The sequence below is a fragment of the Martinezella multihospitum genome, from assembly GCF_900094585.1.
Taxonomy (GTDB): Bacteria; Pseudomonadota; Alphaproteobacteria; order Rhizobiales; family Rhizobiaceae; genus Rhizobium; species Rhizobium multihospitium.
The window spans coordinates 120,568-132,672 of the sequence record NZ_FMAG01000008.1; the positions used below are offsets into that span (position 1 = coordinate 120,568).

General features: G+C 61.6%; 10 protein-coding genes. 9 read left to right on the forward strand and 1 reads right to left on the reverse strand.

Annotation, left to right across the window (positions count from 1 at the left end; translation table 11 throughout):
- Positions 1 to 83: 83 nt before the first annotated feature.
- From GA0061103_RS27265 to GA0061103_RS27280, 4 genes are read left to right on the forward strand one after another with little or no spacing between them, the layout of a single operon-like run.
- Positions 84 to 1,025 (forward strand): ABC transporter permease, encoded by a 942-nt coding sequence (locus GA0061103_RS27265; RefSeq protein WP_167376660.1) that lies wholly within the window; start codon positions 84 to 86, stop codon positions 1,023 to 1,025.
- Positions 1,025 to 1,903 carry an ABC transporter permease gene (locus GA0061103_RS27270; RefSeq protein WP_092716722.1) on the forward strand — a complete coding sequence of 293 codons (879 nt, stop codon included), beginning with the start codon at positions 1,025 to 1,027 and terminating at the stop codon, positions 1,901 to 1,903. The genes GA0061103_RS27265 and GA0061103_RS27270 overlap by 1 nt, the downstream gene beginning before the upstream one ends.
- Positions 1,904 to 3,112: an amidohydrolase/deacetylase family metallohydrolase gene (locus GA0061103_RS27275; protein WP_092716723.1), complete on the forward strand. Its 1,209-nt coding sequence runs from the start codon at positions 1,904 to 1,906 to the stop codon at positions 3,110 to 3,112.
- Positions 3,113 to 3,130: 18 nt separating this feature from the next.
- Entirely contained in the window at positions 3,131 to 3,643 is a 513-nt protein-coding gene (locus tag GA0061103_RS27280) for a RidA family protein (protein ID WP_092716725.1), read from the forward strand.
- 67 nt (positions 3,644 to 3,710) lie between these two features.
- On the opposite strand, the gene GA0061103_RS27285 is transcribed toward GA0061103_RS27280, so the two are convergent.
- Positions 3,711 to 4,544 carry an IclR family transcriptional regulator gene (locus GA0061103_RS27285; RefSeq protein WP_092716727.1) on the reverse strand — a complete coding sequence of 278 codons (834 nt, stop codon included), beginning with the start codon at positions 4,542 to 4,544 and terminating at the stop codon, positions 3,711 to 3,713.
- Between the two features lie 92 nt (positions 4,545 to 4,636).
- Here GA0061103_RS27285 and GA0061103_RS27290 point away from each other — a divergent pair, with 92 nt between their 5' ends.
- The 5 genes from GA0061103_RS27290 (at position 4,637) to GA0061103_RS27310 (ending at position 12,023) form a co-directional block, all read left to right on the forward strand.
- Complete coding sequence (locus tag GA0061103_RS27290) at positions 4,637 to 5,833, forward strand: aminotransferase class V-fold PLP-dependent enzyme (protein WP_092716729.1); 1,197 nt, start codon at positions 4,637 to 4,639, stop codon at positions 5,831 to 5,833.
- Between the two features lie 32 nt (positions 5,834 to 5,865).
- Positions 5,866 to 7,698, forward strand: a complete 1,833-nt coding sequence (locus GA0061103_RS27295; RefSeq protein WP_092716731.1) for an ABC transporter ATP-binding protein — start codon at positions 5,866 to 5,868, stop codon at positions 7,696 to 7,698.
- 157 nt (positions 7,699 to 7,855) lie between these two features.
- Entirely contained in the window at positions 7,856 to 8,854 is a 999-nt protein-coding gene (locus GA0061103_RS27300; protein WP_092716732.1) for a LacI family DNA-binding transcriptional regulator, read from the forward strand.
- On the forward strand, positions 8,844 to 10,622 hold the full coding sequence (locus GA0061103_RS27305) for an adenine deaminase (protein WP_092716734.1): 1,779 nt from the start codon (positions 8,844 to 8,846) through the stop codon (positions 10,620 to 10,622). Before GA0061103_RS27300 ends, GA0061103_RS27305 begins: the two co-directional genes overlap by 11 nt.
- Before the next feature lie 48 nt (positions 10,623 to 10,670).
- Entirely contained in the window at positions 10,671 to 12,023 is a 1,353-nt protein-coding gene (locus GA0061103_RS27310) for an NCS2 family permease (RefSeq protein ID WP_092716736.1), read from the forward strand.
- The last annotated feature ends 82 nt before the right edge of the window (positions 12,024 to 12,105 follow it).

Here is a 12,105-nt window from a genome sequence, read left to right on the forward strand (position 1 = left end):
TCCGTCCGGAATTGCGAGAGAACAAAGACATAGAGTGGTTGCGCGATTCGAAGAAAAGCGGAACCGCTCTGGGAACTGACCCAATGATACGCTACATTTTTCAACGTCTTGCGGGCATGATCGTCGTGATGTTTCTCGTCGTCACGATCGTCTTCGTGATCGTGCGCGTGACGCCCGGCGATCCGGCCGCCGTCATGCTCGGCCCGGATGCCACCGCGCAGGATATTGCCGAACTCCGCACCCGGCTTGGCCTCGACCAATCCATCTTCATCCAATACCTTTTCTATGTCGGGCAGTTGTTGAAGGGCGATCTCGGTCAATCGATCTTCCTCAATATTCCGGTCTCCTCCGCACTTCTTGAACGCGCCGAGCCGACCTTTTTCCTGACGTTGTTCTCGCTCCTCATCGCTGGCGTGATTGCACTGCCGATCGGCATCTATGCCGCCTATCGGCGGGGATCGCTCGTCGACCAGGCTTCGATGGCGATCGGCATGCTGGCGGCAAGCATTCCGAGCTTCTGGCTTGGCCTCATCCTGATGCAATTCTTCGCGGTGCGCCTGGGGATGTTTCCGGTGTCAGGCTATGGCGGGCCAGGCGCAAGTTTCCTCGATCGCATGTATCATCTAACGCTGCCGGCCGTAGCACTCGGTCTCGTCTCCTCGGCGCTGATCCTGCGCTTCACCCGCGCATCGATGCTCGACGTACTCGGGGACGACTATATCCGCACCGCCCGCGCGAAAGGGCTCATCGAGCGCCGCGTCGTCCTCAAACATGCGCTGAAGAACGCGCTCATTCCAATTCTCACCGTCCTTGGGCTGACCGCCGCAGTCCTGATTTCCGGCGCTGTCGTCACCGAGACCGTCTTCGGCCTGCCGGGGGTCGGAAGCCTCGTCGTCTCGGCGGTGCTGCGCCGCGATTATCCGGTGATCCAGGGGGCCTTGCTCGTCATCGCCGGCCTCTATGTCCTGATCAATTTTGCGATCGACATGCTCTACCTGCTGGTTGATCCGAGGGTACGCTACTGATGGCCGATATCGCAACCGATACACCGAAACAGGCGCCGAGCGAGCGAAGCAAGTTCCTTCGCCGGCTTCTGAAGCGCAAGACCGTCGCCATCGGTCTTGCCGTGCTGACGATCTTCGTCCTGCTTGCCGTGCTTGCGCCATGGATAGCGCCCTATTCGCCCTCGAAACTCTCGATCGTCAACCGACTGAAACCCCCAAGCGGGGTTTATTGGTTCGGCACCGACGAATTCGGCCGCGATATCTTCTCCCGCACCATCTATGCCGGACGGCTTTCGCTGCTGGTGGGTGCGGCCGTCGTGGCGCTGTCCGCTGCGATCGGCGTCACTCTCGGTCTGCTTGCGGGCTTCTTCCAGAGGCTCGATACGCCGATCGCCCGCCTGATCGACGCGATGATGGCGTTTCCCGATATCCTGCTTGCCATTGCGCTCGTCGCAGCCCTCGGTCCGTCGCTGACGACGGTCATCGTCGCACTTTCGATCGTGTACGCGCCGCGGCTCGCCCGCATCGTCCGCGCCTCGACACTTGTCATCCGCGAACTCCCTTACGTGGAGGCGGCCAAGGCTCTCGGTATCTCGACGTTCCACATCATGACGCGGCATGTCCTGCGAAACCTCCTGTCGCCGATCCTGGTGCAGGGTTCGTTTCTCTTTGCCAGCGCCATGCTCGCCGAAGCCGGGCTCTCGTTTCTCGGCCTCGGCGTCAGCCCCGAAATCCCGACCTGGGGAACCATGATCGCCGCCGGCCGCCAATATATCGGCCAGGCCGACTGGATGACCTATTTCCCGGGCTTTGCCATCATTCTCTCCGTGCTCTCGCTGCAAATGGTCGGCGACGGCCTGCGGGACATGCTCGATCCAAGACTTCGAAAGGACCTGTAAATGACCGGTGAAAAAGCGGGCAAGCCGCTCCTCCTCACCAATGTGAAGCCCATGGCTTTCGGTGGCGATACCGCCGCCGGCGTCATCGACATTCTCGTCGGCGCCGACGGCAAGATCGCCGCTTTCGGCCCGCAGCTTGTCGCTCCCGGCGATGTCGAGCGGGTCGACGGCAAGGGCGCATGGATCTCTCCGGGCTGGGTCGACCTACACGTCCATATCTGGCATGGCGGCACTGATATCTCGATCCGTCCGTCCGAATGCGGCGCCGAGCGCGGCGTCACGACGCTGGTCGATGCAGGCTCCGCCGGCGAAGCCAATTTTCATGGCTTCCGCGAATATATCATCGAACCCTCCAGGGAACGCATCAAGGCCTTCCTCAATCTCGGCTCGATCGGCCTCGTTGCCTGCAATCGCGTTCCCGAATTGCGTGATATCAAGGATATCGACCTCGACCGCATCCTCGAATGCTATGCCGAGAACAGCGAGCATATCGTCGGCATCAAGGTCCGCGCCAGCCACGTGATCACCGGTTCCTGGGGAGTAACGCCCGTCAAGCTCGGCAAGAAGATCGCCAAGATCCTGAAGGTGCCGATGATGGTGCATGTCGGCGAGCCGCCGGCGCTCTACGACGAAGTGCTCGAAATTCTCGGGCCGGGCGATGTCGTCACGCACTGCTTCAACGGCAAGGCCGGTTCGAGCATCATGGAGGACGAGGATCTCTACAATCTCGCCGAACGCTGCGCCGGCGAAGGCATCCGGCTCGATATCGGCCACGGAGGCGCTTCCTTCTCCTTCAAGGTCGCGGAGGCGGCGATCAGGCGCGGCCTGCTGCCCTATTCGATCTCGACTGACCTGCACGGGCATTCGATGAACTTCCCGGTCTGGGATCTGGCAACCACCATGTCGAAGCTGCTCTCGGTCGGCATGCCGTTCGACAAGGTGGTGGACGCGGTCACGCATGCGCCGGCCTCGGTCATCAAACTTGCGATGGAGAACCGCCTGTCGGTCGGCGCGCGGGCCGATTTCACCATCTTCGACCTGGTAGACGCGGATCTGGAGGCGACCGATTCCAACGGCGACGTCTCGCGCCTGCAGAAGCTGTTCGAACCGCGCTACGCTGTCATCGGCGCGGAGGCGATCGCCGCCAGCCGCTACATACCGCGCGCGCGCAAGCTCGTCCGCCACAGCCACGGCTACTCGTGGCGGTAGTCGAAACATCAAGATTGAATGCCAGGAGCATACGTGAACACGTCCCCAACACAGACCGCTTCAGCAGCGCAAACACCCTACGAACGGCTGGCGGCACTCGGCATCGAGCTTCCGCCGCCGCCGCCGCCGATCGCCAATTTCGTGACCCATGTCCGCGAAGGCAATGTGCTCTATCTATCAGGTCAAGGACCGCGGGAGCTGGACGGTCATCTCCATTCCGGCAAGGTCGGCGGTGACGTCGGCGTCGACCGGGCCTACCAGCATGCACGGCTGACGGGCATCAACCTGCTTGCCGTCATGCATGGCGCGCTCGGCGATCTCTCCCGGGTGAAGCGGGTGGTGAAGCTGCTCGGCATGGTCAATGCCGTACCACATTTCGAGGATCATCCGAGCGTCATCAACGGCTGCTCGGACCTCTTCATCGAGGTCTTCGGCGAGGCGGGTCAACATGCCCGTTCGGCCGTCGGCTTCGGCTCGCTTCCCGGCAATATCACGGTCGAAATCGAAGCGATCGTATCGCTCAACGACTAGTTTTTGCGCAATTCCGGACGCAAAACCGCGTCGCACTTTTGCTGGAATTGCTCTAAGGAGGACGAATTCAGTGGTTGCGCCAGCCCATCAACTTTTCGATCCGCTCGGCAGCCGCGCGTACCTGCTCGCCATAATGGTTGCCGTCGGAAAAGACTTTCTGTTCCGGCAGCACGATCGAAATGGTCGCGACACACTGGCCATCGCGATCCACGACCGGCGAGGCGATGCAGGCAACCGCATAATCGGACTCCGCCACCTGAACCGACAAGCGTTCCTCAAACGCCTTGCCCGCGGCATCGGAAAGCACGTCGGCATCGACCTCGGCCCGACCGGTGGGCGAGGTGCGAGCGCAGCGCTTGAAAAGCTCGATCCTCTCGTCTTCCGGCAAGTGGCCGACCAACAGCCGGCCGGATGCCGTCCAGTTGAGCGGGACACGGGTTCCGACCCGAGAGGCGACCTGGAAATGGCTTGGCCCATCCGCCATCGCCAGCACCAGCATGTTGTCGCCGTCGCGACCGCAGACTTGCACCGTCTCGCTCGCCTGTCGGCAAAGGTCGTGCATTTCGCGGGTGGCGACGCTCATGAAATCCAGCGACCGGGCATAGGCGAGACCGTAGTGATAGAGGCGCGCGCCGAGCCAGACGGAACCATCGGCATTGCGGCCGAGCATGTTCTTTTCGACCAGATCGTCGATGATCACGTAGACGGTCGAAAGCGGCGCCTTGATCGCCTTGGCAATCGCGTAGGCTCCGGCCGGCGCACCGGTTTCATAGAGATAATCGATCACCTGCAGCGCGCGGTCGATGCCGCTTACGCGCGAACGGCGAACGCCTTTGGCTTCCGTTTCCCCCGTGGAATCAACGTCTTCAGGGAGTGCGGCGGGTAGGGTCTTGGCGTCCAAATCAACGCTCCTCGTGAGATTTCGAGAAGCTATTACATTACTATGGCATAGCTGTCGATGACAATCGGCAGTCGTCACTTTGGAGAGATAGAATGTCCGATGATATCCGTAGCAAGATCGGCCTGAGGTCCGTCATCAACGTGTCAGGCACCATGACGAGCCTCGGCGCCTCGATCGTCGTGCCTGAAGCCATTGCGGCAATGGCGGCAATCCTGCCGCAATTCGTCGAAATCAACGACCTCCAGCGCAAGGCAAGCGCCGTCATCGCGCGGCTGACGGGCGGCGAGGCAGGCTTCGTGACGGCATCCTGCTCCTCCGGCATCAGCCTCGCTGTCGCCGGCGCCATCACCGGCAACAACCTGCTTGCCATAGAGAAGCTGCCCGATATCGCCCCGGACAAGAATGAAGTCATCGTGCAGACGGGCCATGTTGTGAGCTACGGCGCTCCGGTAGACCAGGCGATCCGCCTTGCCGGCGGCAAGGTCGTCCTGATCGGCCAGGCAACATCGACGCACCGCTTCCATATGGAAAACGCCATAACCGAGAAGACCGCGGCCGCCGTTTATGTCGTATCCCATCATGTCGTCGATTACGGCCTGCTGCACCTGACCGAGTTCGTCGAGATCGCGCACGCTAAAGGCGTACCCGTTATCGTCGATGCGGCCTCGGAGTACGACCTTAAGCTCTTCCTGGCACAGGGCGCCGACATCGTGCTCTATTCCGGCCATAAATTCCTCGGCGGCCCGACCTCCGGTATCGTCGCCGGCAAGAAGGAGCTGGTTCGCAATGCCTTCCTGCAGAACATGGGCATTGGTCGCGGCATGAAGGTCGGCAAGGAAAGCATCTATGGCACCATGGCAGCGCTGGAGGCCTGGGAAAAGCGCGACCATGCTGGCATCCGCGAACGCGAGACCGGCTATCTGAATCTCTGGAAGCGAACTCTCGACGGCCGCCCCGGCGTTACCGCCCTGATCGAGCCCGATCCTACCGACAACCCGCTCGACCGCATGCGGGTCATCATCTCGGCGCCGGAGGCGCATATCAGCGCCTGGGATCTTGCCGCAGCGCTTGCCCGCGGCAACCCGCCCGTGATCGTCCGCGACCATGAGGTGGAGCATCACTATTTCTATCTCGATCCATGCAACCTGCACCCCGGCCAGGAGACCATTGTCGCGACCCGGCTTGCCGAAGAACTCGACAAGGCGCGCGCCTCCAACGAGATCATCGCGACACCGATCGAGAACCGCAGCCGGCATCGCTTCGACGGCGTGCTGAACTGGCCGGACTGAGCTGTGGCAGGGATCGCAAGAAGGGAACAAGCATGAACACGTCGCAGGCAAGGGCCGCAGAAGCCGCCGAACCTATCCTCTCGGTCGAGAACCTCACCACCTCATTCCTGGTGGATGGCGCATGGAAACCTGTGGTGCGCAATGTTTCCTTCTCGGTTGCGCCGGGCGAGACGGTGGCGATCGTCGGCGAGAGCGGCTCGGGCAAGAGCGTGACCTCGCTCTCGATCATGCGGCTGCTGCAGAGCGATTCAAGCCGCATCGAGGGCAAGATCATGCTCGGCGGCCACAACCTGCTTTCGCTCCCCGAGCATGAGATGCGCAAGGTGCGCGGCAACGACGTGTCGATGATCTTCCAGGAGCCGATGACATCGCTCAATCCGCTCTTCACCATCGGCGACCAGATTTCCGAGGCATTGCTCTGCCACAAGGATATGTCGGCGGCGGACGTCAAAGCCGAGACGATCCGGCTGCTCGAAAAGGTCCGCATTCCCTCGGCCGCCTCGCGCTTCGACGAGTATCCGCACCGCTTTTCCGGTGGCATGCGCCAGCGCGTCATGATCGCCATGGCGCTTGCCTCGAAGCCGAGGCTGCTGATCGCCGACGAGCCGACGACGGCACTCGACGTCACGATCCAGGGCCAGATCCTCGATCTCATCAAGATGCTGCAGGACGAGGAAGGAACTTCCGTCCTCTTCATCACCCACGACATGGGCGTGGTCGCGGAAATCGCCGATCGCACGGTCGTCATGTATCGCGGCGAGCAGGTGGAAACGGGTGCGACGGCCGATATCTTTCATCGCGGCCAGCATCCCTATACCCGCGCACTGTTGTCGGCTGTGCCGGTGCTCGGTTCGATGCAATCCTATGAACGGCCGCTGCGCTTTCCCGTCGTCAATACGGCAACGGGGGAGTCCGATACACCAGCCGAAGTGCCCGATACGGTGGCGAAGGAAAAGCCGGTTCTGCAGGTGAAAAACCTCACCAAGCATTTCGACATCCATTCGGGCCTCTTCGGAAAGCTCAGAGGCCGGGTGCATGCGGTCGAAAACGTCTCGTTCGATCTCTTTGCCGGCGAAACATTGTCGCTTGTCGGTGAATCCGGATGCGGCAAGTCGACCACCGGACGCGCGATCATGCGGCTGATCGAGCCACAATCCGGCTCAGTCATCGTCGACGGCCGTGACGTGCTCTCGCTTAGCAAGCGTGATATGCGCGAGATGCGCAAATCCGTGCAGATGATCTTCCAGGACCCGTTCGCCTCGCTCAATCCGCGCATGACGGTCGGACAGGCGGTCGCCGAACCCTATCTCGAACACAAGATGGGAACGGCCAAGGAGGCAAGAGAGGTCGTCGCCGACATGCTGCGCAAGGTGGGACTGACGCCTGACATGGCCAGCCGCTACCCGCACGAATTCTCCGGCGGTCAGCGCCAGCGCATCTGCATCGCCCGTGCCTTGGCATTGCAGCCGAAAGTGATCGTCGCCGACGAAAGCGTGTCCGCGCTCGACGTGTCGATCAAGGCGCAGGTCATCAACCTGATGCTCGACCTGCAGCAGAGCCTTAACCTTTCCTTCCTGTTCATCTCCCACGACATGGCCGTGGTCGAGCGCGTCAGCCATCGCGTCGCCGTCATGTATCTCGGTGAAATCGTCGAGATCGGCCCGCGCGCGGCCGTCTTCGGCAATCCGCAGCACGACTACACGAAGAAGCTGATGGCGGCCGTTCCGGTACCGGACCCCGATCGCCGGCGCGAGAAACGCATGACGGCGAGCGACGAGCTGAAGAGCCCGATCCGGCCTGTCGATTACCTGGTCAAGCCGCGCGAATATCGAACCGTCTCTCCCAATCATCTGGTCGCGGTCTGACGCCTCACTCCGATCGGTCTGACGCCCTTCGTCATCTGTAAATTGAGCAGTCGCCAACACGGCAACCGTGCTTTATCCACGCACCGCAAAGATGCTCTTGCAAAAGCACACCGCTTTGATTAATCGTTTAATCAAGGAAACCAGAGCGGACTCTTGAATGAGCCAGGCACGCCCTTCTTCCATTCGCGAAATCGCAACCAAGCTGGGTGTCTCCACGGCAACGGTCTCCAATGCCTTGCGCGGCACGGGGCGGGTGTCATCAGCCCTTGCGGAGCAGATTCGTCTGGAAGCGGATAGGCTCGGCTATGTGCCTGACCATGCGGCCCGCGCACTGCGCACCGGCAAGAGCAATACGGTCGGCCTGCTGGTTCCGAACATCGGCCAACCCTTGTTTCCGGCCTTTGCCCAGGCCATCGAACGAGCCGCCAAGCGGCGCGGCCTTGCCGTTCTGATCGGCGACAGTCAAGGCGATCCGCAGCAGCAGGAATTCGAAATCAGGACCATGATCGCCCGCGGCGTCGATGCCCTGATCGTGATACCGACGCGCGGCACGACCATTGCGCCGGCGGATGTCCCAGTGCCAGTCGCCGTCATCGACAGCGCTGCCACGGTCGGCAACATCGCAGCAAGCGATCATCGTGAAGGCGGGCGCCTGATCGCCCGCCATCTGCTCGACCTTGGTCATGACCAGCTTCTTATCCTCGCCGGCCCGGAAAATTCGCTGGTGGCACGCGAGCGCGTCGAAGGAATGTGCGAAATCTTCCGCCAGGCCGGCGTCGAGCCGGCATTGCGACACAGCGATGCGACTTTCGAGGCCGGCAGCACTCTCGGCCGCGAACTCGATCTACGGGATTTTACCGCCTGTGCCGCCGCCTATGACGCCCTTGCCATCGGCTTCGCCATTGCTGTCAAAGACAGGGGCTGCAGCATTCCGGAAGACATATCGCTGACCGGCTTTGACGACCTGATGTGGGCTCAAATCGTATCTCCACCGCTCACGACAGTCCGGCAGGATCTGGAAGCCGTCGCGAACCATGCGCTCGCCTTCGTTGCCGGGGAAACCGGGACCAGCGGAATATTCCCGACCGAGCTTGTCTTGCGGCAGTCCACCGCACGCCCGTCCGCTTTCGCCCAAGGAGGCAAGAATGCCGAATGAACCCCACGACCTCCATTCGTCCGAGCTGCGCGATCGCGCAGTGCGGGCAGCATTGGGCATTGAACCCTTCGACGTACTCATCACCGGCGGGACGCTTGTCGACGTCGCAACCTCGGAGATGAGAGCTGCCGATATCGGCCTTGTCGGCCCCTTGATCGCAAGCGTCCATGCCTCTGGAACCAGGAAGGACGCAAACCAGATCGTCGACGCTTCCGGACGATTCATCACGCCCGGCTTCATCGATACGCATATGCACGTCGAAAGCTCGATGGTGACACCGAGGCGCTACGCGGAAACGGTCGTTCCCCAGGGTACGACGACGGTCTGCTGGGACCCGCATGAAATCGGCAACGTCGCCGGTCTCGACGGCATTCGATGGGCGCTCGAAGAAACGCGGCAATTGCCGCTGCGCTTCCTGACCCTGGCGCCATCCTGCGTCCCTTCGGCACCCGGCCTTGAGCTGGCCGGTGCGGAATTCCGCTCAGACGAAATGGCGACCATGCTGAGCTGGCCGGAGATTTCCGGCGTCGCCGAAGTGATGAACATGCGCGGCGTCCTTGAGCGCAGCGAGCCGATGCGCGGCATCGTCGACGCCGGGCTTGCAAGCAGCAAGCGCGTCTGCGGCCATGCCCGCGGCCTTGAGGGCGCGGAATTGCAGGCATTTGCGTCCGCGGGAATTCAATCCGACCACGAGCTCACATCGGGCGAGGACCTGCTGGCAAAATTGCGGGCCGGCCTTACCATCGAATTGCGCGGCTCCCACGACTATGTCCTGCCCGGCGTGATCGGGGCGCTGAAAAAGCTGCCTCATCTGCCGCAAACGCTGACGATCTGCACCGATGACGTCTTCCCCGACGACCTCGTGAACGATGGAGCTATGTCATCCGTTCTCAGGCGTCTGATCGGCTACGGAATGAAACCGATCGATGCCATCCGCGCCGCCACGCTCAATGCCGCCATGTGGCTGAACCGCTATGATCTGGGGTTGGTCGCGCCCGGCCGCCGCGCGGACATCGTCATTCTGTCTGATCTCGAAAAGATTGCGGTCGACCGCGTCTTTGCATCGGGACGTGAAGTTGCAAGAGGCGGCAGCCTCATTGGAACCAGCGAGCGCTTGGCCTCGGATGCTTATCGCGACACCGTAAGGCTTGAGAAGCTTTCCGCCGCCGACTTCACGATCGAGCTCTCCGGCATGACCGAAGCGCATGTCAACACGATTGTCAGCCCGCGATTCACGAAATGGGGGAAGGCGATCGTCAAGGTTGAGGCGGACAAGCTCGTTCTGCCCGATCACATGCTTCTGATGGCAGTCATCCACAGGCACGGAAGAAAGGACCCGACACCCGTCATCGGCATCCTGGAAGACTGGGGTCACTGGCGTGGCGCCCTGGCGACGACGATATCGCATGACAGCCATAATCTCACCGTCTTCGGCCGCGACCCCGCAGATATGGCTGCAGCGGCCAATGCCGTCATCGAGGTGGGCGGCGGCATGGCGACGGCGGCCGATGGCAAGGTGACGGCAGTGCTTCCGCTGCCCGTCTGCGGCTTGCTGTCGGATGCGCCCACAAGGGAGGTGGCCGACGATTTCGCCAGGTTGCGCGCCGCGGCTGATGCAATTGCGGACTGGATGCCGCCCATTCGCACCTTCAAGGCGGTCGTCGGAGCAAGCCTTGCCTGCAACCCCGGCCCGCATGTCACCGATCTCGGGCTGACCGACGGAACCACCCAGGAAATCAGACCGCTTGTGGCTGCAAGCCAAAACTGAGGTCGTCAGCCCGCACGGCAGCGTTTGCCGACTTAGGAGATATAGACAATGGCTTCAAATACGAATGTCGGGCAGCCGAGTGATACGTCAGAGCCGCGGTGGAAAACCTATTTTCGCATGGGCGAGCGTAAGACCAATACGAAGACGGAAATCATTGCCGGGATGACGTCCTTCCTAGCAGCGGCCTATCTTCTCGTCGTGATCCCTTCCCTGCTTTCCGCCGGTGGCATTGACCGCGCCGCAGCAACGACGGCAACCATTCTCGTCATCATTGGCGCGACCCTGTTCATGGCGCTTTATGCCAATATGCCCTTCGTGGTGGGGCCGGGCATTGGCGGGTCGGTTCTGGTGGGTCCGACGATGGCTGCCGTGGAGCATATTCCCTGGCAGACCGGCCTTGCCATCTCCTTCTGGTCGAGTGTCATCTTCGTTCTGTTGACGGTGCTCGGCGTACGCCAGGTCATTGCCCGCATGGTTCCAGCCCAGATCAAGCTCGGCCTGGGTGCGGCGATCGGGTTATTCATCGCGCTTCTCGGCTTCAAGAATGCCGGTCTCGTCGATGTCAACGCCAAGAGCCACGCACTCATGCTCGGCTCGTTCAACTCTGGGCAAGCCATCATTGCCGTCTTCGGCATTTTCCTCGCGGTCTTCCTGCGCGGGCGAAAAGTGCCGGGACCGATCCTCTGGGCCATTCTGGGCAGCACGCTTCTCGGCATTCCGCTCGGCGTCACCAAGGTGCCTGCCACCTTCTTCGGAGCGCCACACGGCATTTCCGAAATCGGCCTTCAGCTCGATTTCCTCGGTGCGCTGAAGATAGAATATTTCCCTTATCTCTTTGCCTTCTTCGCATCCGAATTCTTCTCGACCCTGGGCACGACTCTTGCCGTCGGCGCGAAGGCCGGTCTGGTTGACGAAGAGGGCAACATGGCGGATCTGGGCAAGCCGTTCCTCGTCGATTCGATCGCCGCCACGATCAGTCCGCTGCTCGGCATTCCCTCCGCTACTGCGCTGGTCGAGAGCGCCACTGGTGCGGAAGCCGGCGGACGCACCGGTTTTGCTTCGCTTGCAACCGCAGCCCTTTTCGCGCTTACCTTGCTTTTCACCCCGATCGCGCTGATGATCCCGGCAGCTGCCACAGCGCCCGCCCTGATCCTCGTCGGCATGTCGATGTTCAGCGCGCTGAAGCGGGTCGATCTGGAGAATTTCTCCGACGGTCTTTCCGCCCTGATGATGGTCCTTTTGACCCTGGTATCGAACAGCTTCGGAACCGGCATTGCCGGAGGATTGCTGTTCTACGTCATCGTCAAGGTCTTGTCGGGAGAAGCAAGGCAGGTTTCCATCGGCATGTACCTTCTCGCCATCCCGCTTGCCTATTATTTCTGGACGGTGGCCGCTCACTGAGTGGCCACAAATCCATAAATTCCGCGCTCGCGATCCGGCACGAAACTGCGGGCCAGCGACCTGATCGGCAATGGCCGTCGAT

Coding starts and splice junctions, on each gene's coding strand:
- GA0061103_RS27265 (WP_167376660.1), top strand. CDS start 84: ATGATACGCTACATTTTTCAACGTCTTGCGGGCATGATCGTCGTGATG.
- GA0061103_RS27270 (WP_092716722.1), top strand. CDS start 1,025: ATGGCCGATATCGCAACCGATACACCGAAACAGGCGCCGAGCGAGCGA.
- GA0061103_RS27275 (WP_092716723.1), top strand. CDS start 1,904: ATGACCGGTGAAAAAGCGGGCAAGCCGCTCCTCCTCACCAATGTGAAG.
- GA0061103_RS27280 (WP_092716725.1), top strand. CDS start 3,131: ATGCCAGGAGCATACGTGAACACGTCCCCAACACAGACCGCTTCAGCA.
- GA0061103_RS27290 (WP_092716729.1), top strand. CDS start 4,637: ATGTCCGATGATATCCGTAGCAAGATCGGCCTGAGGTCCGTCATCAAC.
- GA0061103_RS27295 (WP_092716731.1), top strand. CDS start 5,866: ATGAACACGTCGCAGGCAAGGGCCGCAGAAGCCGCCGAACCTATCCTC.
- GA0061103_RS27300 (WP_092716732.1), top strand. CDS start 7,856: ATGAGCCAGGCACGCCCTTCTTCCATTCGCGAAATCGCAACCAAGCTG.
- GA0061103_RS27305 (WP_092716734.1), top strand. CDS start 8,844: ATGCCGAATGAACCCCACGACCTCCATTCGTCCGAGCTGCGCGATCGC.
- GA0061103_RS27310 (WP_092716736.1), top strand. CDS start 10,671: ATGGCTTCAAATACGAATGTCGGGCAGCCGAGTGATACGTCAGAGCCG.